General features: G+C 69.8%; 18 protein-coding genes. 10 read left to right on the top strand and 8 right to left on the bottom strand.

What is annotated here, in order from left to right:
- Positions 1 to 21 precede the first annotated feature (21 nt).
- From OHS59_RS11805 to OHS59_RS11780, 6 genes are all read left to right on the top strand, one after another.
- On the top strand, positions 22 to 1,221 hold the full coding sequence (locus OHS59_RS11805) for an ROK family transcriptional regulator (RefSeq protein WP_328493357.1): 1,200 nt from the start codon (positions 22 to 24) through the stop codon (positions 1,219 to 1,221).
- A 133-nt stretch (positions 1,222 to 1,354) separates the two neighbouring features.
- Positions 1,355 to 2,461: an ABC transporter substrate-binding protein gene (locus OHS59_RS11800; RefSeq protein WP_328499172.1), complete on the top strand. Its 1,107-nt coding sequence runs from the start codon at positions 1,355 to 1,357 to the stop codon at positions 2,459 to 2,461.
- 219 nt (positions 2,462 to 2,680) lie between these two features.
- Entirely contained in the window at positions 2,681 to 3,472 is a 792-nt protein-coding gene (locus OHS59_RS11795) for an ATP-binding cassette domain-containing protein (protein ID WP_189777611.1), read from the top strand.
- Positions 3,469 to 4,761, top strand: a complete 1,293-nt coding sequence (locus OHS59_RS11790; RefSeq protein ID WP_328493356.1) for a sugar ABC transporter permease — start codon at positions 3,469 to 3,471, stop codon at positions 4,759 to 4,761. The genes OHS59_RS11795 and OHS59_RS11790 overlap by 4 nt, the downstream gene beginning before the upstream one ends.
- Positions 4,762 to 5,085: 324 nt before the next feature.
- A complete protein-coding gene (dxs, locus tag OHS59_RS11785) occupies positions 5,086 to 7,008 on the top strand; it encodes a 1-deoxy-D-xylulose-5-phosphate synthase (protein ID WP_328493355.1) in 1,923 nt (640 codons plus the stop codon).
- 150 nt (positions 7,009 to 7,158) lie between these two features.
- Positions 7,159 to 8,655 (top strand): amino acid permease, encoded by a 1,497-nt coding sequence (locus tag OHS59_RS11780; protein ID WP_328493354.1) that lies wholly within the window; start codon positions 7,159 to 7,161, stop codon positions 8,653 to 8,655.
- 27 nt (positions 8,656 to 8,682) lie between these two features.
- Here the strand turns inward: OHS59_RS11780 and OHS59_RS11775 are convergent, their stop codons facing one another.
- On the bottom strand, positions 8,683 to 9,057 hold the full coding sequence (locus OHS59_RS11775) for an NTP pyrophosphohydrolase (protein ID WP_328493353.1): 375 nt from the start codon (positions 9,055 to 9,057) through the stop codon (positions 8,683 to 8,685).
- 57 nt (positions 9,058 to 9,114) lie between these two features.
- Between OHS59_RS11775 and OHS59_RS11770 the strand changes: the two genes are divergently transcribed.
- A complete protein-coding gene (locus tag OHS59_RS11770; protein WP_328493352.1) occupies positions 9,115 to 10,146 on the top strand; it encodes a hypothetical protein in 1,032 nt (343 codons plus the stop codon).
- Between the two features lie 200 nt (positions 10,147 to 10,346).
- Here OHS59_RS11770 and OHS59_RS11765 read toward each other — a convergent pair whose 3' ends face one another.
- From OHS59_RS11765 to OHS59_RS11750, 4 genes are all read right to left on the bottom strand, one after another.
- Complete coding sequence (locus tag OHS59_RS11765; RefSeq protein ID WP_328493351.1) at positions 10,347 to 12,473, bottom strand: 3-hydroxyacyl-CoA dehydrogenase NAD-binding domain-containing protein; 2,127 nt, start codon at positions 12,471 to 12,473, stop codon at positions 10,347 to 10,349.
- Positions 12,470 to 13,696 carry a thiolase family protein gene (locus OHS59_RS11760; RefSeq protein ID WP_328493350.1) on the bottom strand — a complete coding sequence of 409 codons (1,227 nt, stop codon included), beginning with the start codon at positions 13,694 to 13,696 and terminating at the stop codon, positions 12,470 to 12,472. Before OHS59_RS11760 ends, OHS59_RS11765 begins: the two co-directional genes overlap by 4 nt.
- Before the next feature lie 398 nt (positions 13,697 to 14,094).
- Positions 14,095 to 15,126: a LacI family DNA-binding transcriptional regulator gene (locus OHS59_RS11755; RefSeq protein ID WP_328493349.1), complete on the bottom strand. Its 1,032-nt coding sequence runs from the start codon at positions 15,124 to 15,126 to the stop codon at positions 14,095 to 14,097.
- On the bottom strand, positions 15,123 to 17,552 hold the full coding sequence (locus tag OHS59_RS11750) for a glycoside hydrolase family 2 protein (protein ID WP_328493348.1): 2,430 nt from the start codon (positions 17,550 to 17,552) through the stop codon (positions 15,123 to 15,125). The genes OHS59_RS11755 and OHS59_RS11750 overlap by 4 nt, the downstream gene beginning before the upstream one ends.
- A gap of 159 nt (positions 17,553 to 17,711) precedes the next feature.
- Here OHS59_RS11750 and OHS59_RS11745 point away from each other — a divergent pair, with 159 nt between their 5' ends.
- The 3 genes from OHS59_RS11745 to OHS59_RS11735 are packed head-to-tail and all read left to right on the top strand — an operon-like array spanning position 17,712 to position 20,913.
- The gene (locus OHS59_RS11745; protein WP_328493347.1) at positions 17,712 to 19,028 is read left to right on the top strand and encodes an ABC transporter substrate-binding protein; all 1,317 of its coding nucleotides are present in this window, start codon (positions 17,712 to 17,714) and stop codon (positions 19,026 to 19,028) included.
- Complete coding sequence (locus OHS59_RS11740; protein ID WP_328493346.1) at positions 19,028 to 20,053, top strand: carbohydrate ABC transporter permease; 1,026 nt, start codon at positions 19,028 to 19,030, stop codon at positions 20,051 to 20,053. Before OHS59_RS11745 ends, OHS59_RS11740 begins: the two co-directional genes overlap by 1 nt.
- Positions 20,050 to 20,913: a carbohydrate ABC transporter permease gene (locus OHS59_RS11735; RefSeq protein WP_328493345.1), complete on the top strand. Its 864-nt coding sequence runs from the start codon at positions 20,050 to 20,052 to the stop codon at positions 20,911 to 20,913. Before OHS59_RS11740 ends, OHS59_RS11735 begins: the two co-directional genes overlap by 4 nt.
- Before the next feature lie 133 nt (positions 20,914 to 21,046).
- Here the strand turns inward: OHS59_RS11735 and OHS59_RS11730 are convergent, their stop codons facing one another.
- From OHS59_RS11730 to OHS59_RS11720, 3 genes are all read right to left on the bottom strand, one after another.
- On the bottom strand, positions 21,047 to 22,333 hold the full coding sequence (locus tag OHS59_RS11730; protein ID WP_328493344.1) for a ribonuclease D: 1,287 nt from the start codon (positions 22,331 to 22,333) through the stop codon (positions 21,047 to 21,049).
- A 145-nt stretch (positions 22,334 to 22,478) separates the two neighbouring features.
- On the bottom strand, positions 22,479 to 23,141 hold the full coding sequence (locus OHS59_RS11725) for a response regulator transcription factor (RefSeq protein WP_055514175.1): 663 nt from the start codon (positions 23,139 to 23,141) through the stop codon (positions 22,479 to 22,481).
- 513 nt (positions 23,142 to 23,654) lie between these two features.
- Positions 23,655 to 24,281, bottom strand: coding sequence for a DUF3000 domain-containing protein (locus tag OHS59_RS11720; RefSeq protein WP_328499171.1), 627 nt, complete (start codon positions 24,279 to 24,281; stop codon positions 23,655 to 23,657).
- Between the last annotated feature and the right edge of the window lie 195 nt (positions 24,282 to 24,476).

Genomic DNA, 24,476 nt, shown 5'->3' with positions numbered 1-24,476 from the left:
CCCCGTACGCAGGAGGTCGTCGTGGAGACTCCGGGGTCGCAGTCGTCGCTGCACCGAGCCAATCTCGAACGGGTCGTACGCGCGGTGCGCCTGGCCGGGTCGCTCACGCAGGCGGAGATCGCGAGGACGACGGGCCTGTCCGCGGCCACGGTCTCCAACATCGTGCGGGAGCTGAAGGACGGCGGGACGGTCGAGGTCACACCCACCTCGGCGGGCGGCCGAAGGGCCCGCAGCGTCAGCCTGAGCGGCGACGCCGGCATCGTGATCGGTGTCGACTTCGGTCATACGCATCTGCGCGTGGCGGTCGGGAACCTGGCGCACCAGGTGCTGGCCGAGGAGTCCGAGCCGCTGGACGTGGACGCCTCCGCCGCGCAGGGCTTCGACCGGGCGGAACAGCTGGTCAATCGCCTGATCGCGGCCACCGGGGTGGACCGTGCGAAGGTCGCGGGGGTGGGTCTCGGCGTGCCCGGGCCCATCGACGTGGAGTCCGGCACGCTCGGCTCCACCGCGATCCTGCCGGGCTGGACCGGCACCAAGCCCGCCGAGGAGCTCCAGGGGCGGCTGGGGGTCCCTGTGCACGTCGACAACGACGCCAACCTGGGAGCCCTCGGGGAACTCGTCTGGGGGAGCGGCAGGGGCGTCCGGGACCTGGCGTACATCAAGGTGGCCAGCGGTGTCGGCGCCGGGCTCGTGATCAACAGCAAGATCTACCGCGGCCCGGGTGGCACAGCGGGAGAAATCGGGCATATTACTCTTGATGAGTCCGGCCCTGTCTGCCGCTGCGGCAACCGGGGCTGCCTGGAGACCTTCGCGGCGGCGCGCTATGTGCTGCCGCTCCTCCAGTCCAGCCACGGCACGGATCTGACCATGGAAGGTGTCGTACGGCTGGCACGGGACGGAGACCCTGGCTGCCGTCGGGTGATCGCCGACGTCGGCCGACATATCGGCAGTGGAGTAGCAAATCTGTGCAATCTGCTCAACCCGAGCCGGGTGGTGCTCGGCGGTGATCTCGCCGAGGCCGGAGAGCTCGTACTAGGACCCATCCGGGAGTCCGTCGGCCGCTATGCGATCCCCAGTGCGGCACGTCAACTATCCGTTCTGCCAGGGGCACTTGGCGGTCGGGCGGAGGTCCTCGGGGCCCTCGCCCTCGCGCTCGGCGAGATGGGCGATTCAACCCTTTTGGATGGATCGCTCACGGCTGTCACGCCTGCCTTCACTTAGAGAACGGATGGCAGCGTTGCCATTCCGTTAAGGATTTACTTCTTGACGTCGCACGTGCGGCCGAGTTGACTTCCAGCCACCTCGGCCGCAACGTCGCGGCCTCGTCAGGGAGGTTTCTGAAGTGAATACGCGTATGCGTCGCGCCGCCTTTGCCGTTGCCGCTGGTGCGATGGCCGTCTCGCTGGCTGCCTGTGGCAGCGCCGAGGAGTCCGGCGACAAGAGCGACTCCACGAAGTCCGCCGCCAAGGGCGACAACATCAAGGTCGGTCTGCTCCTTCCGGAGAACCAGACCGCGCGGTACGAGAAGTTCGACAAGCCCCTGATCGAGAAGAAGGTCAAGGAGCTCACGAACGACAAGGGCGAGATCGTCTACGCCAACGCCAAGCAGGACGCCACCACCCAGTCCCAGCAGGTCGACACGATGATCACCAACAAGGTGGACGTGCTGATCGTGGACGCGGTGGACTCCAAGGCCATCGCCAACGGCGTGAAGAAGGCCAAGGACGCCGGCATCCCCGTCGTCGCGTACGACCGTCTGGCCGAGGGCCCGATCGACGCCTACACCTCCTTCGACAACGAAGAGGTCGGCCGCGTCCAGGGCAAGGCGCTCCTGGAGGCCCTGGGCGACAAGGCCAAGCCCACCGCGAAGATCGTCATGATGAACGGCGCGGTCACCGACCCGAACGCCGCCCTCTTCAAGAAGGGCGCGCTCTCCGAGCTCGACGGCAAGGTGGACATCGCCAAGTCGTACGACACCAAGGAGTGGAAGCCGGAGAACGCCAACGCCAACATGGAAGGCGCCATCTCGGCGATCGGCAAGAACAAGATCGTCGGCGTCTACTCGGCCAACGACGGCATGGCCGGCGGTATCATCACCGCCCTCAAGGCCGCGGGCGTCTCCCCGCTGCCGCCCGTGACCGGCCAGGACGCCGAGCTGGCGGGTGTGCAGCGCATCGTCTCCGGCGAGCAGTTCATGAGCGTCTACAAGCCCTACCCGCAGGAGGCGGACGTCGCCGCGCAGATGGCCGTCGCGCTCGCCAAGGGTGAGAAGCTCGACTCCATCGCCAAGGACTCGGTCGACAGCCCCACCACCAAGGGCGTCCCGTCGGTGCTCGTCCCGGTCATCTCGCTGACCAAGGCCAACATCAACGACACGGTCCTCAAGGACGGCATCTACACCGTCGACGAGATCTGCACCGCCAAGTTCAAGTCCGCCTGTGACAAGGCCGGCCTGAAGTAGGCAACGACAAGTCCCTCACCGCGTACGGGAATTCGCGCCACTGAATTCCCGTACGGGCTTGTGGCCCACCGATGTGGTCCATGAGGGACGGTCACCCCCGAAGCCCCTCCGGCGCCCCGCAATCACCAGCCCCGCAAGCTAGGGCGGGGCGCCGGACGGAACACTTCACTCCCCCCAATTCTTCTGCACAACCTCCCGCCGGGTCAGGCGGCGAAGGAGATGGTCAACGTGTCCGCTACGCCTGTTCTGGCGTTGCGCGGGGTCTCGAAGCGATTCGGTGCCGTTCAGGCGCTCACCGACGTCGAGCTCGAGGTCCACGCCGGTGAGGTGGTTGCCCTGGTCGGCGACAACGGCGCCGGAAAGTCCACGCTGGTGAAAACGATCGCCGGCGTGCACCCCATCGACGAGGGTGTCATCGAATGGGACGGCAAGGCCGTCCAGATCAACAAGCCGCACGACGCCCAGCACCTGGGCGTCGCGACCGTCTACCAGGACCTCGCGCTGTGCGACAACATCGACGTCGTCGGCAACCTCTACCTGGGCCGTGAGCTGAAGAAGCGCGGCATCCTGGACGAGGTCGAGATGGAGCGCCGCTCACGCGAACTGCTCCAGACGCTGTCGATCCGCATTCCCAGCGTGCGCATCCCGATCGCCTCGCTCTCCGGCGGTCAGCGCCAGACCGTGGCGATCGCCCGCTCCATGCTCGGCGAGCCCAAGCTGGTCATCCTCGACGAGCCCACCGCGGCCCTCGGTGTCGAGCAGACCGCCCAGGTCCTCGACCTGGTCGAGCGGCTGCGCGAGCGCGGCCACGCCGTCCTCCTCATCAGCCACAACATGGCCGATGTGAAGGCCGTCGCCGACAAGGTGGCCGTGCTCCGGCTCGGCCGCAACAACGGAGTCTTCGAGGTCAAGGCGACCTCGCAGGAAGAGATCATCTCCGCCATCACCGGTGCCACGGACAACGCCGTGACCCGCCGTGCGGCGCGCAGCAACGGGGAGGCTCAGAAGTGAGCATCGACAAGACCTCCGCCAGCACGGACGAGCACGCCGTCGCGAACCCCGAGGCCGCCGCCGACGCGGTGACCGTGGTCGACCCCCGGCTGCTCGTGCGCGAGCAGGGCCTGGCCGGCTACGTCGGCGAGTTCAAGCGCAAGATGAAGGGTGGCGACCTGGGATCCGTCCCGGTCGTCCTCGGCCTGATCGCCATCTGCATCATCTTCCAGAGCCTGAACTCGGCCTTCCTCTCCGCCGAGAACCTCAACAACATCGCCGTCGCGATGGTCGCCACCGGCATGATGTCGGTGGGCATCATCTTCGTGCTGCTGCTCGGCGAGATCGACCTGTCGGTCGGCTCGGTCAGCGGTGTCGCGGGCGCCATCACCGCGGTGCTCAGCGTCACCCACGGTGTGAACGAGTGGCTGGCCGTCCTCATCGCCCTCGCGAGCGGTGCGGCCATCGGCGCGCTCCACGGCTTCTTCTTCGCCCGGATCGGCGCCCCCGCGTTCGCGGTCACCCTGGCGGGCCTGCTGTTCTGGCTCGGCTTCATGCTCCAGATCCTGGGCGAGAACGGCACCATCAACATCGACGGTGACGGCGTGGTCGGCAAGCTGACCACGTACTACTTCTCGGACGTCGCGGCCGCCTACGGCCTCGCGCTCGTCGCCGTGGTGCTCTTCTTCGTCACCAGCTTCCTGGACAGCCGCCGCCGCGAGGCCGCGGGCATCCCGTCCCGGCCGCTCGGCGACCTCATCATGCGCACGGCCCTGCTCGCGATCGTGGCGTTCGCCGCCGCGATCATGTTCAACCAGTACAAGGGTCTGCCGCTGGCGCTGCTGCTGTTCGTGCTGGTCCTGGTCATCAGCGACTTCGTACTGCGCCGCACGAGCTACGGCCGCAAGATCTTCGCACTCGGCGGCAGCGTCGAGGCGTCCCGTCGTGCGGGCATCAACGTCACGGCGGTCCGCGTCTCGGTCTTCGCCCTGGCGGGCTTCTTCGCCGCCGTCGGCGGTCTGTTCTGGGCCTCGAAGATCGCCGCGGCCAACCAGAGCGCCGGTGCCGGTGACCTCCTGATGAACGTCATCGCGGCGGCCGTCATCGGCGGCACCAGCCTCTTCGGTGGCCGTGGCCGCACGTGGAACGCGCTGCTCGGTGTCATGGTGATCACCTCGATCCAGTACGGCCTCGCCCTTGAGGGCATCGCCACGCCGGTTCAGTACATGATCACTGGTGGTGTGCTTCTGGCCACGGTCGTCATCGACTCGATCACGCGGAAGACGCAGAAGACCGCGGGCCGCGCGTAACGGTCTGCGGTTGCCCCGACGGTGGTGAGGATTGCTGTCCGTCGGGGGGCCGCGGGGCCGTTGTGGCTGGTCGCGCCCCGCGGCGGAGCCGCAGACGTCACGGGCCCGCGCCCCTTACGGGGCCCGACAGCGGGGCTTGAGAGCCCGGCACCCTCGTGGTGCCGGGCACTTTTGTGTGGTCTGGGGCGTTTGGTGGGGCAGCCGGGGGCGAGATGATTTACGGCCGAACGCGTGATGTATGACGCACAGCCCGGGCGTCGTGGTGAAAGACGGAACATTAGACTCGACAGGCCCGGCAATCGCTCTACTGCAAGGAGGCACGGGGTGCCGCTGCTGACCCGCATCAAGGGACCGCGCGATCTGGACCGGCTCAGCCCGGAGCAGCTGGATCAGCTCGCCGACGAGATCAGGACCTTCCTCGTCGACGCGGTTTCCAAGACCGGCGGCCACCTCGGCCCCAACCTCGGCGTCGTCGAACTCACCATCGCCCTGCACCGGGTCTTCGAGTCCCCCAAGGACCGGATCCTGTGGGACACCGGACACCAGTCCTACGTCCACAAGCTGCTCACGGGCCGCCAGGACTTCTCGAAGCTGAAGATGAAGGGCGGCCTGTCCGGCTACCCCTCCCAGGCCGAGTCCGAGCACGACGTCATCGAGAACAGCCACGCCTCCACGGTCCTCGGCTGGGCCGACGGCCTCGCGAAGGCCAACGAGGTGCTGCGCAAGGACGACCACCACGTCGTCGCCGTCATCGGCGACGGGGCGCTCACCGGCGGTATGGCCTGGGAGGCGCTCAACAACATCGCCGACGCCAAGGACCGCCCGCTCGTCATCGTCGTCAACGACAACGAGCGGTCGTACGCGCCCACCATCGGCGGCCTCGCGAACCACCTGGCGACCCTGCGGACCACCGACGGCTACGAGCGCTTCCTGGCCCGCGGCAAGGACCTCCTGGAGCGCACTCCCGTCGTCGGCAGGCCCCTCTACGAGACCCTGCACGGCGCCAAGAAGGGCCTCAAGGACTTCATCGCCCCGCAGGGCATGTTCGAGGACCTCGGCCTGAAGTACGTCGGGCCCATCGACGGGCACGACATGGAGGCCCTGGAGTCCGCGCTCGCACGCGCCAAGCGCTTCGGCGGCCCGGTCATCGTGCACTGCCTCACCGAGAAGGGCCGCGGCTACCAGCCCGCCCTGCTCGACGAGGCGGACCGCTTCCACGGCATCGGCCCCATCCACCCCGACACCGGCCTGCCCGTCAAGGCCTCGGGCGCCGACTGGACCTCCGTCTTCGGCGACGAGATGGTCGCGCTCGGCAAGGAGCGCGAGGACGTCGTCGCGATCACGGCGGCCATGCTCCAGCCGGTCGGCCTGAAGAAGTTCGCGGACGCCTTCCCGAACCGCATCTACGACGTCGGCATCGCCGAGCAGCACGGCGCCGTCTCCGCCGCGGGCCTCGCCACCGGCGGACTGCACCCCGTCTTCGCGGTCTACGCGACCTTCCTCAACCGCGCCTTCGACCAGGTCCTGATGGACGTGGCCCTGCACAAGTGCGGAGTCACCTTCGTGCTCGACCGGGCCGGCGTCACCGGCACCGACGGCGCCTCCCACAACGGCATGTGGGACATGTCGATCCTCCAGGTCGTCCCGGGCCTGCGGCTCGCCGCGCCGCGCGACGCCGACCAGGTCCGCGCCCAGCTGCGCGAGGCCGTCGAGGTCACGGACGCGCCGACCGTGGTCCGCTTCTCCAAGGGCGCCGTCGGCCCCGCCGTGCCCGCCGTGGGCCGCGTCGGCGGCATGGACGTCCTGCGGGAGCCCGGCACCGACACCCCGGACGTGCTCCTCGTCTCGGTCGGCGCCCTCGCGCCCATGTGCCTGGAGATCGCCGGTCTCCTCGACCAGCAGGGCATCTCCACCACCGTCGTCGACCCCCGCTGGGTCAAGCCCGTCGACGAGGCCATGGCCCCGCTCGCCGAGCGGCACCGCGTGGTCGTCACCGTCGAGGACAACTCCCGCGTCGGCGGCGTCGGCTCGGCGGTCGCCCAGGCCCTGCGCGACGCGGGCGTCGACGTACCCCTGCGCGACTTCGGCATCCCGCCGCGCTTCCTCGACCACGCCTCCCGCAAGGAGGTCATGGCCGAGATCGGACTGACCGCACCGGACATCGCCCGCCAGGTCACCGGTCTGGTCTCCAAGCTCGACGGACGGTACGACCAGGCCCACGCCACACCGGAGCCCGCCCGCGACTGACCCACCCGACGGCACACACCCGCATGGGCCGGTTCCGCACCCTTTACGGTGGCTGAACCGGCCCATTCGCGTGAATCCCCACGCGCCGGGGCATACGGACCACGCACCCTCTCGATCATGTCGAGGACGACAAGCGTGGGAGGTACGCCCGTGAGCAACACCCTCTTCAGGACGAAGAAGATCGAGCAGTCCATCCAGGACACCGAGGAACCGGAGCACGCGCTCAAAAAATCCCTGTCCGCCCTGGATCTGACGGTCTTCGGGGTCGGTGTCATCATCGGCACCGGCATCTTCGTCCTCACCGGCACCGTCGCCAAGAACAACGCCGGTCCCGCCGTCGCCCTGGCCTTCGTCGTGGCCGGGGTCGTCTGCGCGCTCGCCGCGCTCTGCTACGCCGAGTTCGCGTCCACGGTCCCCGTGGCCGGCTCCGCGTACACCTTCTCCTACGCCTCCCTCGGTGAACTGCCCGCCTGGATCATCGGCTGGGACCTCGTGCTCGAGTTCGCGCTCGGCACCGCGGTGGTCGCGGTCGGCTGGTCCGGCTACATCGCCTCGCTGCTCGACAACGCGGGCTGGCATCTGCCCGCGGCGCTCAGCGGGAGAGAGGGGGCGGACGGCTTCGGCTTCGACATCCTCGCCGCCGCCCTCGTGCTGGTGCTCACCGCCATCCTGGTGGTCGGCACGAAGCTCTCCGCGCGGGTGACCGCCGTCGTGGTCGCCATCAAGGTGACCGTCGTCCTCGTCGTGATCATCGCGGGTGCCTTCTTCATCAAGGGCGACAACTACGACCCGTTCGTCCCGAAGGCGAAGCCCGTGGAGGCGGGCAGCGGTCTCGACTCGCCGCTGATCCAGCTGATGTTCGGCTGGGCGCCCTCCAACTTCGGCGTGATGGGCATCTTCACCGCCGCCTCCGTCGTCTTCTTCGCCTTCATCGGCTTCGACGTCGTGGCCACGGCCGCCGAGGAGACCAGGAACCCGCAGCGCGACATGCCCCGCGGCATCCTCGGCTCACTCCTCATCTGCACCACGCTGTACGTCGCGGTGTCGATCGTCGTGACCGGCATGCAGCACTACACCAAGCTGTCCGTGGACGCCCCGCTCGCCGACGCCTTCAAGGCCACCGGCCACCCCTGGTACGCGGGCTTCATCAGCTTCGGCGCCGCCGTCGGCCTCACCACCGTCTGCATGATCCTGCTGCTCGGCCAGACCCGGGTCTTCTTCGCGATGAGCCGCGACGGACTGCTGCCGCGCTTCTTCTCGCACGTCCACCCGCGCTTCAGGACCCCGCACCGGCCGACCATCCTGCTCGGCGTGATCATCGCGATCGTCGCGGGCTTCACCAGCCTGAGCGAACTCGCCGAGCTGGTGAACATCGGCACGCTGTTCGCGTTCGTCGTCGTCGCGATCGGCGTGATCATCCTGCGTCGCACCCGCCCGGACCTGCCGCGCGCCTTCCGCACCCCGCTGGTGCCGATCCTGCCGATCGTCTCCGTCCTCGCCTCGCTGTGGCTGATGCTGAACCTGCCCGCCGAGACCTGGCTGCGATTCGGCATCTGGATGGCCATCGGCTTCCTCGTGTACTTCGTCTACGGCCGCTCGCACAGCCGCCTCGGCCGGGACCGGAAGGCAGCCGCCGAGCAGGGCTAGTCAGGAAGCCGGTCAGCGCCTGCGAGGTCACGGGCGGACGGTCCTCGGACCCGTGACCTCGGCGCCCAACTCCGTCACCCTGCGCCGCAGTTCACGGTCCGCCGTGACCACCAGGCGCGAGCGGTCCGGGTGTTCGGCGACCAGCTCCACGATGCGGTCGTCACCGCTGCCGGGCGCCGCCTCGACCCGTACCCCGGGCACGGAGGTCACTGCGCGGGCGCCGCCCTCGACCACGAGGACCAGCTCCAGGGGCCCGGGAAGGCCCGGGAGGCCCTCGGCCGCGTACGGCACGAGCAGGTCCCGTACGCGCTCCGCGGCGCCCCGGCGGTCGCGCCACCAGCCGTCGGGCACCGACCCGACCACATTGGCGGCATCGACGATCACAAGCGGAGGAGCGTCCATCGGGCCAGGGTCGCACGGAGGGCGATCACACGGCCCGATTAGAGTGGGGGAGTGTCAATGGTCCGCACACTCAACGGCACCTGGCTCATACGCGGCCGGGACGGCAGACTCAGCGCCTACGCTCCGCGGGACGAAGCGGTGTGGTGCTGGGCCGAACAGCGTCCCGGCGGCCCCTGGACGGCACCCCGCGCGGTCGGCGGCGACCAGCGCCTCAACCCGGTGCTCGCCGTGGGCCAGGGAGCCGACGCCTACGCCCACCTGGTCTCCTGGCGTCCCACCGTCGCAGGCGAGGCTGGACTCGTCCACTCGACCCACTTCAGGCCGCACCTCGCCGCACTCGACTGGAACCCGCTCGGGCACCCCAACACCAAGGGGAACCAGACCGGCGTACCGGCCGTGACCGTGGACGCCGAGGGCCGCGCGCATGTCTTCGTACGCAACAAGGGCGGCGGGGTCAGCATGCGCGGCCAGAAGGAACGCGGCGGCTGGGGCCCCTGGCGCGACCTCAAGGGCCGCGAGGTCACCGGCGAACTCGCCGCCGTGACCCGCGCGTCCGGCCTCGTCGAGCTGTACGCGGCCACGCCGGCCGGCGTTCTGCGCTGGACGCAGGCCGGTCCCGGCCACATCCCCGCCCTCGACGAGGAGATCCTGAAGGTCGCGGTGCGGCCGGGGACCCTGCGGGCGCTGGTCACCTCCGACGAGCACGTGACGCTGTTCTACACGGACGAGAACGACACGGTGTGCGCGTGGCGGGTCGGCGCGGAGCCGGTGGAACTGCTCGGCTGTGCGGGGCCGGGACCGGTGTCCGCGGTCCGCTGCACGCTCGACGGAGTCGACTGCACGCTGCTCGCGCAGCGGTCGGCGAGCGGGCGGGTCGCGTTCGCGGCGTATCCGACGGAGCAGGAGTCGGCGGGGGCGTGGTGGACCGACTCGGGCCCCCAACTCCCCGCTGACGCGCGGGTGTCCCTTGCCGAGGACGCGGAGGGGCGGGTGGTCGCGGCGACTCTCGCGCCGTCCACGGGCGCGCTGCTCCTCACCCACCGCAAGCCCGAACCGGGCCTGGCCCTGGAGGCCTGGCAGAGCATCTGATTGCGCCCCCGCCGCCCCTACCCGTTCCCGTCCACGTCTCGGGAGCGCTGCCCCCGAACCCCCGCTCCTCAAACGCCGGAGGGGCTAATCCCTTAGCCCGTCCGGCGTTTGAGGACGAGCGCGGAGCGCGATTTCGGGGGCGAGGGGGCGGAGCCCCCGTGTAGTGACGGGACGGGTAGGGGCGGCGGGGGCGAGGAAAACTACGCCGGGACCGACGCCACGCCCGGGGCCAGGAACGGCTTGCCGTTCACCCGCTGGGAGACACCCTCACGGTCCAGGTAGGGCGTGATCCCACCGAGGTGGAACGGCCACCCCGCGCCCGTGATCAGGCACAGGTCGACATCCTGAGCCTCCGCCACGACACCCTCGTCGAGCATGAGCCCGATCTCCTGCGCGACGGCGTCCAGGACGCGGGCCCGCACCTGCTCCTCCGTCAGAACGACATCGCCCTGCTTCAGCAGCGCGGCGACCTCGGGGTCGAGCTCCGGCTTCCCGGAGTCGTACACGTAGAAGCCACGCTTGCCGGCCTTGACGACCGCCGCGAGGTTCGGAGAGACCGTGAAGCGGTCGGGGAAGGCCCGGTTGAGCGTCTCGGAGACGTGCAGACCGATCGCCGGACCGACCAGCTCCAGCAGGACCAGCGGCGACATCGGCAGACCCAGCGGCTCGACCGCCTTCTCGGCGACCGCGACCGGCGTGCCCTCGTCGATGACGTTCTGGATCTCGCCCATGAAGCGGGTGAGGATGCGGTTCACGACGAACGCCGGGGCGTCCTTCACGAGGACCGCGGTCTTCTTCAGCTTCTTGGCGACACCGAACGCCGTGGCCAGCGCGGCGTCGTCCGTCGCCTCGCCCCGCACGATCTCCAGGAGCGGGAGGATCGCGACCGGGTTGAAGAAGTGGAAGCCCACGACCCGCTCGGGGTTCTTGAGCTTCGACGCCATCTCGGTCACCGACAGCGAGGAGGTGTTGGTGGCGAGGATCGCGTGCGCCGGGGCGACCGCCTCGACCTCCGCGAACACCTGCTGCTTGACGCCGATCTCCTCGAAGACGGCCTCGATGATGAAGTCCGCGTCGGAGAAGCCCTCGGCCTTGTCCAGGACACCCGTGACCAGGGCCTTGAGACGGTTGGCCTTGTCCTGGTTGATCCGGCCCTTGCCGAGCAGCTTGTCGATCTCGGCGTGGACGTAGCCCACGCCCTTGTCGACCCGCTCCTGGTCGATGTCGGTCAGCACGACCGGCACCTCAAGGCGGCGCAGGAAGAGCAGGGCGAGCTGCGAGGCCATCAGACCGGCGCCCACGACACCGACCTTGGTGACCGGGCGGGCCAGCGACTTGTCCGGCGCACCCGCCGGACGCTTGCCGCGCTTCTGCACCAGGTTGAACGCGTAGATGCCGGAGCGCAGTTCACCGCCCATGATCAGGTCGGCGAGCGCCTTGTCCTCGGCGTCGAAGCCCTGCTGGAGGTCGCCGTTCTTCGCGGCGGCGATGATGTCCAGCGCGCGGTACGCGGCCGGGGCCGCCCCGTGCACCTTGCTGTCCGCGATGAAGCGGCCCTTGGCGACGGCCTGGTCCCAGGCCTCGCCGCGGTCGATGACCGGGCGGTCGACGACGATCTCGCCCTTGAGGACGGACGCCGTCCAGATCAGCGACTGCTCCAGGAAGTCCGCGCCCTCGAAGAGCGCGTCGGCGATCCCCAGCTCGTAGACCTGCACGCCCTTGAGCTGCTTGTTCTGGTTGAGCGAGTTCTCGATGATCACCGAGACGGCCTTGTCGGCGCCGATCAGGTTCGGCAGCAGGGCACAGCCGCCCCAGCCGGGCACCAGACCGAGGAAGACCTCGGGCAGCGAGAAGGCGGGCAGGGACGCGGAGACCGTGCGGTAGCTGCAGTGCAGACCGACCTCGACACCGCCGCCCATGGCCGCGCCGTTGTAGTACGCGAAGGTCGGGACCGCGAGGGCGGACAGCCGCTTGAAGACCTCGTGACCGCCCTTGCCGATGGCGAGCGCGTCCTTGTGCTCCTTCAGGAGCTCGACGCCCTTGAGGTCCGCGCCGACGGCGAAGATGAACGGCTTGCCGGTGACGCCGACGCCGATGATCTCGCTGGCCGACGCCTCCTTCTCCACCTGGTCGATCGCGGCGTTCAGGTTCGCCAGCGAGGCCGGGCCGAAGGTGGTCGGCTTGGTGTGGTCGAAGCCGTTGTCCAGCGTGATGAGCGCGAAGCGCCCGGCGCCGAACGGCAGGTCGAGGTGGCGTACGTGCGCCGACGTCACGACCTCGTCGGGGAACAGTTCCGCTGCGCCCTTCAGGAGTTCAGTGGTGCTCACTTGTCGCCTCCGGCGTCCTTGTGGTGCGGGTTCTCCCAGATCACCGTGGCGCCCATGCCGAAGCCGACGCACATGGTGGTGAGGCCGTAACGGACCTCCGGCTGCTCCTCGAACTGGCGGGCCAGCTGGGTCATCAGCCGGACGCCGGAGGAGGCCAGCGGGTGGCCGTACGCGATGGCGCCGCCGTACTGGTTGACGCGCGCGTCGTCGTCGGCGATGCCGTAGTGCTCCAGGAACGCGAGGACCTGGACGGCGAAGGCCTCGTTGATCTCGAAGAGGTTGATGTCCTCGATCGACAGGCCCGCCTTGGCGAGGGCCTTCTCGGTGGCCGGGATCGGGCCGTAGCCCATGACCTCCGGCTCGACGCCCGCGAAGGCGTACGAGACGAGGCGCATCCGCACCGGCAGGTCGTGCTCGCGGGCGAACTCCTCGGACGCGATGATCGAGGCGGTGGCGCCGTCGTTCAGACCGGCCGCGTTACCGGCGGTGACCCGGCCGTGCACGCGGAACGGCGTCTTGAGCCCTGCCAGGTTCTCCAGGGTGGTGCCCGGGCGCATCGGCTCGTCGGCGGTGACCAGGCCCCAGCCCGTCTCGCCGACCTCCGGGTTGGTGTTGCGCACCGAGACCGGCACCAGGTCCTGCTGGATCTTGCCGTTGGCGTACGCCTTGGCGGCCTTCTCCTGCGAGCGCACGGCGTACTCGTCGGCGCGCTGCTTGGTGATCGTGGGGTAGCGGTCGTGCAGGTTCTCCGCGGTCATGCCCATGAAGAGGGCCGACTCGTCGACGAGCTTGTCGCTGACGAAGCGGGGGTTGGGGTCCACGCCCTCGCCCATGGGGTGGCGGCCCATGTGCTCGACACCGCCCGCGATGACGGCGTCGTACGCGCCGAACGCGACGGAGCCGGCCGCGGTCGTCACGGCGGTCAGCGCGCCGGCGCACATGCGGTCGATCGAGTATCCGGGCACGGACTGCGGGAGCCCGGCCAGGATGCCCGCCGTGCGGCCCAGCGTCAGACCCTGGTCGCCGATCTGCGTGGTCGCGGCGATGGCGACCTCGTCGATCTTCTTCGGGTCGAGTCCGGGGTTGCGGCGCAGCAGCTCCCGGATCGCCTTCACGACGAGATCGTCGGCACGGGTCTCGTGGTAGATGCCCTTCGGGCCCGCCTTGCCGAACGGGGTGCGGACGCCGTCGACGAAGACGACGTCCCTGACGGTACGAGGCACGATGGCTCTCCTCCAGATGCGGGATGGCTCTGCTGCGCGACACACACGCCCTGAGCGCGCGCTCACCTCCCATGCTACTTGCGGGTAACCGACCTGCCCACCCCCACAGGCTGGAGCGGCGAAGGTCACATGGCTCTCGCCGCCTGTACGGGTGCGTCACGGGTGCGCCGGGGCCGGTTGCGCGGTTCCTCGCGCCCTGAGGCGCGGGGCGGGCCGGGGTGGCGTGGCCGCGCAGTTCTCCGCGTCCCCGAGGCATGAAAGCCGGGGCCCAGCCCCGCTTTCAGGGGCGCGGGGAACTGCGCGGCCGGCCACGACGGACCCGCACCCCCGAACGACCTCACCATCACTTCCGTAGGGGACCTCCCAAGGGGACTCCCAAGGCCTCAGGGGGAACCCCCTCAGCGGGGCGGAGCTGTGGACCCCCTGGGGGTCAGCACAGGCGTGGGCACAGGATGCGACCCCCCACCCCCCACCCCCGTAATGACGCCGAACAACGTTCGAGCAACCTCCGCCCCGAACCCATGCACGTCATGACTCATCGCAGACAACGTCGGATGCGTCAGCCGGCACAGCTGCGAGTCGTCCCAGGCGAGCAGTGACACGTCCCCCGGCACGGAAAGCCCCATCTCGGAGGCGACCGAGAGCCCGGCCACCGCCATGATGTCGTTGTCGTACACGATCGCCGTCGGCCGGTCGGCCGCGGACGCGGTCAGCAGCGACCGCGTGGCCCGCGCCCCCGCCTCCCCGGAGAAGTCGGTCGCCACCTGCCACGCCCCGGTCAGCCCCAGTGCCCGCGCCGCCGCGTCGAACGAGGCCGTACGGATCGCCGTGTGCCCCAGCGCGGCCGCCCCGCCGACCCGCGCGACCCTCCGGTGCCCGAGCGCGGCGAGATACCGCACGGCCTCCGTGACGGCGCTCGCGTCGTCCGTCCACACGGAGGTGAGCCCGCCGGTGAGCGAGGGGTGTCCGACGGCCACGACGGGCACCCCGAGCCGTTCGACGGCGGCCACGCGCGGATCGTCCGCCCGGAAGTCCACCAGGATCGACCCGCTGACGTGCTTGCCCCGCCACCAGGAGTCCTGCAGCCCGACCTCCTCCTCCACCGTGCGCACCAGCCGCAGCAGCAGGGAGCACGACTGCTCGGTCAGCACGCTCTCCACCCCCGAGATGAACTCCATGTAGAACGGTTCGAGCCCGAGCAGTTTCGCCGGCCGGCAGATCGCGAGGCCCACCACGTCCACGCGCCGGCCGGCCAGCGACCGGGCGGCGAGGTTCGGCGCCCAGCCCAGTTGGCGGGCCGCCTCGAAGATCCGGTCCCGGGTCGCCTCGGACACCCCCGGTTTGTGGTTGAAGGCGAGCGACACGGCCCCCTTGGACACCCCGGCGCGGGCCGCGACGTCCTTGATCGTGACGCGGGGTGGTGTCGTCATCGTGCGGGCTCCACGCAGTACAGGGCGGAGCGTACGGTCTCCGCGTCCGGATCCCCCAGAGTCTCCCAGCCCCGCACCCCGATGGTCACCTGTTCTCCCGGGAGCAGTGTGACGAGCCCCCGGTCCGCCGAGGCGGAGGGCGACAGCCGGTCGGCCTGCAGCAGCAGATCCCGTACGAGCGTGTGGGCGGTGACCGTGACCTGTCCCGGTGCGGCGACCGAGACGTCGAACCGCGGCCTGGGGTACGGGATCTCGCGGTCGGCGACGGGAAAGTGCAGGGCCCGCGACCGGCCCGCGCCCGGGGTACCGCCCCGGCTTCCGTCCGCGTCCGCCACCAGGAACTCCTTGGGGCCGACCGGTGCGAGCTCCTCCGGTACGCGCAGATCGGCGACCGCCCGTGCCCCCGCCGCCAACTCCACGACGGTCTCCGCCACGACCCCGCCCTCCACCGACATCCGACGCAGCACCGCTCGGCACGCCCACGGCTCGGCCGACTGGTTGACGGCCGCCAGTACGAGCCCGTCCGGGCGCGGTCGCAGGGTCAGCAGCAGGTCCGCGTACAGCCGCTTCAGTTCGTGGTGGAGCGGCTTCTCGCGGCCGTCCCCGTCGATCGCCGCCCAACTGGTCACCGGCCAGCAGTCGTTGAGCTGCCAGAGAACCGTGCCCGCGCAGACCGGCCAGTGCGAGCGCCAGTGCTCGATCCCGGCGGCGACGGCCCGTACCTGGTTCACCTGGGTGAGGTAGTGCCACCGGTCGAAGTCGGCCTCGGTGAAGCCCTGTTCGGGCACGGCGAAGTGCCGGGCGAGCCCGCGCACAAGCTTCCCGTTGCCGTCGTCGGCCTTCTGGTGGTGCAGCATGCCGGGGGAGCCGGGCGCGAGCACCTCACCGGGCAGGGCGCGCCGCAGGGTGGCGTACGCGGGCGGCGCCTGCCAGCCGAACTCGGCCACGAACCGCGGGACTTCGAGCCGGTAGTCCGCGTAGTCCTCCCGGTTCCACACCTCCCACGAGTGATGGGTGCCGTGCGCCGGGTCGTTGGGGTGGTGGTCCCAGGAGCCGGACCAGGGGCTGCCCGCCGTGTACGGCCGGGTGGGGTCCAACTCGGCGACCACACGCGGCAACAGGCCCAGGTAGTAGCCCTCGCCCCACGAGTCCCCGGCCAGTCGCCCCTCCCAGTCCCAGTCCTTGAAGCCCCACAGGTTCTCGTTGTTGCCGTTCCACAGTACGAGCGAGGGATGCGGCATCAGCCGTACGACGTTCTCGCGGGCCTCGGCCTCCACCTCGCCGCGCAGGGGCTGTTCCTCCGGGTAGGCGGCGCAGGCGAAGGGGAAGTCCTGCCAGACCAGCAGTCCCAGTTCGTCACAGGCGTCGTAGAAGTCCTCGCTCTCGTACAGGCCGCCGCCCCACACGCGTACGAGGTCCACGCCGGCGTCGGCCGCCTGGGCCAGCCGGGTGCGGTAGCGCTCGCGGGTGATCCGGGAGGGGAGGACGTCGTCCGGGATCCAGTTGACGCCACGGGCGAAGAGCCGCTCGCCGTTGACGACGAAGGTGAAGCCGGAGCCGTGCTCGTCCTCCCGGCGGTCCAGCCCGACGGTCCGGAAGCCGACGCGACGACGCCAGGAGTGCAGCGGCCCGTCCGCGTCCGAGAGGGTCAACTCCACCTCGTAAAGCGGCTGTTCGCCGTAGCCGCGCGGCCACCACAGATCGGCGTCCGGCACGTCGACGCGCACGACCGCACACGTACCGGCGACGTCCACGGTCGCCTCGAACCCGCCCACGCGGGCGCTCAGCGTGAGCCCGGCCTCCACCCGGGACCGCTCTACCTCCACATGCAACTCGACGCGCCCCACGCCCTGTTCGACCGTCACGAGCGGACGCACCCGGGCGATCCTCGCCGTCGTCCAGTGCTCAAGACGCACCGGTTTCCAGATGCCGGCCGTCACCAGGGTCGGACCCCAGTCCCAGCCGAAGGAGCAGGCCATCTTGCGGAGGTACTGGAAGGGCTGGGGGTAGGCGTTCGGCCGTTCGCCGAGTCGCCCGCGCACCGCCTCGGCCTCGCCGTACGCGGACCGGAAGTGGACCGAGAGACGGCCGCTCAGGCCCGTGACGTCGAAGCGGTGCGAGCGGTGCATGTTCCGTACGGCGCCCAGGAGCCGACCGTCGAGCCGGACCTCGGCGACGGTGTCGAGGCCGTCGAACACGAGGTCGGTCTGCTCGTGCCCGCCCGGCTCCGGAGCGAGCGTCGTCTCGTACATCCAGTCGCGCCGCCCGACCCAGGCCACCTCGGTCTCGCCGCGCCCGAGGAACGGGTCCGGGATGATCCCCGCCGCCAGCAGATCGGTGTGCACACAGCCCGGCACCGTGGCCGGGAGCGCGGCCCCGTCGTGCCGCAGGATCCATCCCTCGTGGATCGGCGTGACATCCAGCATGCGCACTCCTAAACCGGTATAGGCCAATGCTGACCAGGTGTAGTAAACGCTTCTGCATCCTTGGCGAAATAAGGACTTTACCGGTTTAGTACCGGCTGCCAGAGTGCGGAACCAGCCATCCCACCCGTGCTCATCCGTCCCTGAACGGAGCTGGTGCAGATGAACCACCGCACGAAGATCGCCGGAAGCCTCCTCGCCGCCGCACTGCTGGCCGCGGGCTGTACCGGAAGCGGAGGCACGTCGAAGGGCGCGGACGCGAAGGCCCCCGACGACCCGGACAAGGTGTCCGGCACGATCACGGTCCTCACCCACCGGACCGACCTCGTCCAGGACGGCACGATGAAGAAGTACGCGGCCGAGTTCAACAGGACCTACCCGAAGGTCAGGGTCGAGTTCGACGCCCTCACGGACTACGAGGGCGAAGTCAAGATCCGGATGAACACCGAGAACTACGGCGATGTGCTGATGATCCCCGCCGTGATCAAGAAGAACGACTATCCCAGGTTCTTCGCCTCGCTCGGCGCCGAGACCGAACGCGCGAAGAAGTACCTGTTCACCGACTTCACCACGGTCGACGGCAAGGTCTACGGGCAGAGCCCGATGGGCGCGCTCCCCGGCTTCCTCTACAACAAGCGGGTCTGGAAGGAGGCCGGGATCAGCGACTGGCCCACCACACCCGCCGAGTTCGTCGCCGGTCTCAAGGCCGTCAGGTCCAAGACCGACGCGATCCCGTACTACACGAACTTCAAGGACATGTGGCCGCTGACGCACTGGACGTACATGGACGGCGCGGTCAGCTGCGATCAGCGGGCGACGTCCCGCCTCGCCGAGGGCGACCCGTGGGCGAAGGGCGAGGACCTGCGCGTCGCCGACACCCTGCTGTACGACATCGTGCGCGGCGGGCTGATCGAGAAGGACCCGACGACCACCAACTGGGAGGGTTCCAAGCCCAAGTTGGCCAAGGGCGACATCGCGACGATGTGGCTCGGCTCCTGGGCGATCACCCAGTTCCGGGCGGCGGCGAAGCAGGCCGGCGCGAACCCGGACGACATCGGCTTCATGCCCTTCCCGGCCCAGCGGGACGGGAAGTTCTGCGCGACCATGTCGCCCGACTACAACCAGGCCGTCAACATCAACTCCGACCACAAGGCGGCGGCCCGCGCCTGGATCGACTGGTTCACCGACAAGTCCGGGTACGCGGCCGACAACCTGACCCTCTCCCCGGTCAAGGGAGCCCCGCTGCCCGAGGTGCTGCAGCCGTACAAGGACGAGGGCGTGCGGTTCATCGAGCTGGACGACACGAAGGGCGCGGTGGTCAAGGAGATCGACAACGAGTCGGAGGTCGGCCTCTACAAGCCCGACTACCGCCAGGACCTCGTCGACCTCGCCCGCGGCGCGCGGAAGGGCAGCCTCGACGACTTCCTCGGCGACCTCGGCAAGCGCTGGGAAGAGGCCCGGAAGTCCACGGGGTCCTGATGGCGGACACGACCGGGACGGACACGAACGAGAAGGACACGACCGGGACGGGCCCGACCGGGACGGGCCGCCCGGCCGAGAGGGCGGCGCGGCGCGCGGAGGCCGCGCCCGCCGCCCGCACGGCACTCGCCCGGGGCCGGGACCGGGCCCCGCGGGGACTGCGGCTGCGGCGGGGCCTCACCCCGTGGCTGTTCCTCGCCGCCCCGCTGGTCCTGCTGATCACGTTCACGTACGCGCCGGTCGCCAACATGGTCGCGTACAGCTTCACCGACTGGGACGGCGTCAGCCCCGAGCTCAGCTACACGGGCGCCGAGAACTACGTCGAACTCTTCACCCGCCCCGAGCTGTTCGAGGTCTTCTTCGTCAGCGGCTACTACCTGGCCGCCTCCGTCGTACAGATCGTCGTCGCGCTCTACTTCGCGACGGTCCTCAGCTTCGACGTGCGCTTCCGGAACTTCTTCAAGGGCGTGCTCTTCTTCCCGTACCTGATCAACGGGGTGGCGATCGGTTTCGTCTTCCTGTACTTCTTCCAGGACGGCGGCACCCTCGACTCGGTGCTGGGCCTGCTCGGCGTCCACTCCGACCGCGCCTGGCTGGGCACCCCGGTCTCCGCGAACGTCTCCCTGGCCGGGGTCTCCGTCTGGCGCTACCTGGGCCTCAACTTCGTCCTGTTCCTCGGCGCGATCCAGTCCGTCCCGGGGGAGCTGTACGAGGCGGCCGAGCTGGACGGGGCCAACCGCTGGCACCAGTTCCGCTACATCATCGCGCCCGGCATCAGGCCCGTGCTGAGCCTGACAGTCATCCTCTCCATCTCCGGCTCGCTGTCCGCCTTCGAGGTGCCGTTCATCATGACCGGCGGCGCGACCGGCACGGAGACCTTCGTGATCCAGACGGTGAAGCTGGCCTTCCAGTTCAACAAGACGGGGCTCGCCTCTGCGGCCGCGGTCGTGCTGCTGCTGATCATCCTGGCGGTGACCTGGGTGCAGCGCCGCCTCGTCCCGGACGACAAGGTGGACCTCGTATGAGCCGCACGCCCCGCAGCCGCAGGCCCCGGACCTCACGCCGGGGGATCGCCCGGACCCTCACCCACCTGTCGCTGGTCGTCGCGAGCGTGGTCGTCCTGCTGCCCCTCCTCGTCGTCCTCCTCACCTCCCTCAAGTCCGAGAAGGAGATGGCGAACGACAGCGGGGCGCTGCAACTCCCCGACGACCTGCTGAACTTCGACAACTACGTGACGGCGTTCCAGGACGGCCGGATGCTCTCGGCGTTCGGGAACACCGCGTTCATCCTGCTCTTCTCCGTCACCGGCACGGTGATCATCGGGTCGATGGCGGCGTACGCGATCGACCGCTACACGTTCCGCTTCAGGAAGCTGGTCGTCGCGCTGTTCCTGGTCGCCACGCTCGTCCCCGGCGTGACCACGCAGGTGGCGACCTTCCAGATCGTCGACAGCTTCGGCATGTTCGACAGCCGCTGGGCGCCGATCGTGCTCTACATGGGCACGGACATCGTCTCGATCTACATCTTCCTGCAGTTCGTCAGGTCGATCCCCGTCTCGCTCGACGAGTCCGCCCGGCTCGACGGCGCGAACGCCTTCACGATCTACCGGAAGATCATCCTGCCGCTGCTGAAGCCCGCGATCGCGACGGTGGTCATCGTCAAGGGGATCACCGTCTACAACGACTTCTACATCCCGTTCCTCTACATGCCGTCCGAGGATCTTGGCGTGATCTCAACGTCCCTGTTCCGCTTCAAGGGCCCCTTCGGAGCCCACTGGGAGAACATCTCGGCGGGTGCGGTCCTGGTCATCCTCCCCACCCTCCTCGTCTTCCTGTTCCTCCAGCGCTACATCTACAACGGCTTCACGAGGGGCGCGACGAAGTAGGCGCCCCGTCAGGGGCGCGGGGCTGTGTCATTCTGCGGCTCCGCCGCGTGGGCGCGACCAGCCACGACGGACGGCCGGCCCGCGAAGAGTCCGCACCACTCAGGGCGAAGGGGCGGCCCAGAAGGACCGGCCCCTACTCCTTCGGCTTGGCCTGCACAGCCAGCGCGGCAACAAGCACAGGCGTGACCTGCGCAACCTGCCAGGCCCGAGCCCCGTACCCCGCGAGGGCACTGGCCACGGACGCCGCGTCCGGAGCGGCCGGCGGCTCCCAGCAGACCCGCCGGACCGTATCCGGAGTGATCAGGTTCTCCTGAGGCATGTTGAGGCTTTCCGCCAGCGCGGAGACAGCGGCCCGCGCCGCGGACAGCCGCGCCGCGGCCGCCGGATCCTTCTCGGCCCACGCACGCGGCGGCGGCGGCCCGTTCAGCGGCTGACCTGGCTGCGGCAGCTCGGCGTCCGGCAGCTCCTTCGCCCGGTCCACGGCCGCCTGCCACTGCTCCAGCTGACGCCGGCCCATCCGGTGCCCGAAGCCGTTCAGCGCGGCGAGCGCGTGCACATTGGCCGGTACGGCCAGCGCGGCCTCGACGATCGCCCCGTCACCGAGGACCTTGCCGGGCGAGATGTCCCGGCGCTGCGCGGCCCGGTCCCGGGTCTCCCACAGCTCCCGTACGACAGCCATCTGCCGGCGGCGGCGCACCTTGTGCATGCCCGAGGTGCGCCGCCACGGGTCCTTGCGGGGCTCCGGCGGGGGCGCCGAGGCGATCGCGTCGAACTCCTCGCGGGCCCACTCCAGCTTGCCCTGCCGGTCGAGCTCCTTCTCCAGCGCGTCCCGCAGGTCGACGAGCAGCTCCACGTCGAGCGCGGCGTAGCGCAGCCACGGCTCGGGCAGTGGACGGGTCGACCAGTCGACCGCCGAGTGGCCCTTCTCCAGTACGAAGCCCAGGACGCCCTCGACCATCGCGCCGAGGCCGACCCGTGGGAACCCGGCGAGCCGGCCGGCCAGCTCGGTGTCGAACAGCCGGCTGGGGACCATACCTATCTCGCGCAGACACGGCAGGTCCTGGGTGGCGGCGTGGAGCACCCACTCCACTCCGGAGAGCGCCTCGCCGAGGCCCGACAGGTCGGGGCAGGCGACGGGGTCGATGAGCGCGGTGCCCGCGCCCTCGCGGCGCAGTTGCACCAGATACGCGCGCTGGCCGTAGCGATAGCCGGACGCCCGCTCGGCGTCGACGGCGACCGGGCCGGTGCCGGCGGCGAACGCCGCGATCATCTCGGCGAGCGCGTTCTCGTCGGTGATCACCGGCGGAATTCCGTCGCGGGGCTCCAGCAGGGGGATCGGCGCCGGTTCGACGTCGTCCGGAGGAGCGCCTCCGGTGGTTCGCAGTGAACTGTCTGCTGCGGTCTCTTGGGCGTCGGTCACCTGTCAAGGGTATCTGTGTATGACAGAGGCCCGTCGACGGAACGTTCCGTCGACGGGCCTCTGAGGGTCGTAAACCAGTCAGGTCGGTGAATCCTGCATCAGTCGAGCGTCCTGGTTCGTGCGGAGGGGACGGTTGCGGCGGGGGTCAGTGGATGATTCCGGTGCGCAGGGCCACCGCCACCATGCCGGCGCGGTCACCCGTGCCGAGCTTGCGGGCGATGCGGGCGAGGTGGCTCTTGACGGTCAGCGCGGACAGGCCCATCGAGACGCCGATGGCCTTGTTCGACTGGCCCTCCGCCACCAGCCGGAGCACCTCGACCTCACGGCCGGACAGTTCGCGGTAGCCGCCCGGGTGGCTCGGGGAACCCGGGGGACGGCGGTGCATACGGGCGGCTGCCGAGCCGATGGGGGCGACACCCGGCCGGGTGGGAAGCCCGACGTTCGTACGGGTGCCGGTGACGACGTAGCCCTTGACGCCGCCCGCCAGGGCGTTGCGTACGGCGCCGATGTCGTCGGCGGCGGACAGGGCCAGGCCGTTCGGCCAGCCCGCGGCGCGGGTTTCGGACAGGAGGGTGAGGCCGGAGCCGTCGGGGAGATGGACGTCCGCGACACAGATGTCGCGGGGGTTGCCGATGCGGGGACGAGCCTCCGCGACGGACGAAGCCTCGATCACGTCGCGAACACCGAGCGCCCACAGGTGGCGGGTGACGGTGGAGCGCACGCGGGGGTCGGCCACGACCACCATCGCGGTCGGCTTGTTCGGGCGGTAGGCGACCAGGCTTGCGGGCTGCTCAAGGAGAACGGACACCAGGCCTCCGGGGGTGCGGGACGGGGGACCGGCTGTGGGGATGAAGCCGGGACGAACCGTGCTTTCAAGGTCACAGAGGTCTTCGGCATCAAACACGTCCGCCTTTAGAGAATGATCACGATTTGGTGAGTAATAATGCGTGCAATTCGGACGCACGATCGATCATCCGAAGATCGAAACGAGTCCGCTCCGCTTCGATACGGGGCTGAAAGTGGTCGTATCGATAAAAGGGCAAACGTGTTTTCGTGCAGGCCGCAGCCGGTTCGGGGGCGCGTCGGAAGGTCACAGGAGCGCATTCGGGGCGCTCACACGGCTCACCACCCTCCGGCGGCACCCCGGAAGAGGGAGACCCGGCGGAAGGTTGACCGCGAGCGCATGGAAGAGCCCCGCACACGACTGAAGCCGCACCTCCCATGGAGGCACGGCTTCAGACAAGCCCCCTGAGGGGCGCGGGGAACTGCGCGACCGGCCACAGCGGACCCGCAGACGAACTCCAGCCGCTCAGCGGAGCGCTCAGCGGCTCTGTGGCCCCCGCCGCTGCGGCAGAGTGACGATCGACGCGTCACCCGGCGCCGCCGGAGGCAGCCCGGCGATCTGGGCGAGAAGGTCGCACCAGGAAGCCAGATGCGACGCGGTGTCGGGCACCCCGCCCAGACCCTCGCGCGGCGTCCAGGAGGCCCGGATCTCGATCTGGGACGCCGGGGGCCGCTCCGAGAGCCCGCCGAAATAGTGGGAGCTGGCCCGGGTGACCGTGCCACTGGGCTCGCCGTACGAGAGACCGCGGGCCTGGAGCGCACCCGTCAGCCACGACCAGCACACGTCGGGCAGCAGCGGATCCGAGGCCATCTCCGCCTCCAGTTCCGCGCGGACCAGCGTCACCATGCGGAACGAGCCCTGCCAGGCGTCGTGCCCGGCCGGGTCGTGCAGCAGGATCAGCCGCCCGTCCGCCAGATCCTCGTCACCGTCGACGACGGCGGCCTCCAGCGCGTACGCGAACGGCGCGAGCCGTCGCGGTGCCTTCGTCGGATCGATCTCGATCTGCGGCCGCAACCTCGCGGCCTTCAACGCATCGACGGCGGCTCGAAAAGGCAGCGGAGCCGCCTCCATCGCATCCCGCTCCCCCTCCTTGGGGTCGTCCATTCCGCCAGTGCCGTCCGACAGTCGTCCCTGAGCCGCAGCCATGCGGGGAAGATTAAGGGGAACGGAGCCTTTGCGCAGGGAGAGACACCCGTGCGCCGGACCACTGTCCGGATCGCGTTGCCGAAAAGCGCCCCTGAACGCGCCGGTTCGCGAAGGCGCGGGCGGAGGTACGGCCGGGGCGCGGGCCGGGTGCGG

Origin of the sequence: Streptomyces sp. NBC_00414 (assembly GCF_036038375.1) — a bacterium.
GTDB lineage: Bacteria > Actinomycetota > Actinomycetes > Streptomycetales > Streptomycetaceae > Streptomyces.
This window is presented reverse-complemented; position numbering and strand designations above follow the sequence as displayed.

What these genes read in the sequence shown, in the direction of transcription:
- OHS59_RS11755 (WP_328493349.1), bottom strand. Translation starts at nt 15,126, where the DNA reads ATGACGACACCACCCCGCGTCACGATCAAGGACGTCGCGGCCCGCGCC.
- OHS59_RS11795 (WP_189777611.1), top strand. Translation starts at nt 2,681, where the DNA reads ATGGTCAACGTGTCCGCTACGCCTGTTCTGGCGTTGCGCGGGGTCTCG.
- OHS59_RS11775 (WP_328493353.1), bottom strand. Translation starts at nt 9,057, where the DNA reads ATGGACGCTCCTCCGCTTGTGATCGTCGATGCCGCCAATGTGGTCGGG.
- OHS59_RS11735 (WP_328493345.1), top strand. Translation starts at nt 20,050, where the DNA reads ATGAGCCGCACGCCCCGCAGCCGCAGGCCCCGGACCTCACGCCGGGGG.
- OHS59_RS11750 (WP_328493348.1), bottom strand. Translation starts at nt 17,552, where the DNA reads ATGCTGGATGTCACGCCGATCCACGAGGGATGGATCCTGCGGCACGAC.
- OHS59_RS11770 (WP_328493352.1), top strand. Translation starts at nt 9,115, where the DNA reads ATGGTCCGCACACTCAACGGCACCTGGCTCATACGCGGCCGGGACGGC.
- OHS59_RS11745 (WP_328493347.1), top strand. Translation starts at nt 17,712, where the DNA reads ATGAACCACCGCACGAAGATCGCCGGAAGCCTCCTCGCCGCCGCACTG.
- OHS59_RS11740 (WP_328493346.1), top strand. Translation starts at nt 19,028, where the DNA reads ATGGCGGACACGACCGGGACGGACACGAACGAGAAGGACACGACCGGG.
- OHS59_RS11800 (WP_328499172.1), top strand. Translation starts at nt 1,355, where the DNA reads ATGCGTCGCGCCGCCTTTGCCGTTGCCGCTGGTGCGATGGCCGTCTCG.
- OHS59_RS11720 (WP_328499171.1), bottom strand. Translation starts at nt 24,281, where the DNA reads ATGGACGACCCCAAGGAGGGGGAGCGGGATGCGATGGAGGCGGCTCCG.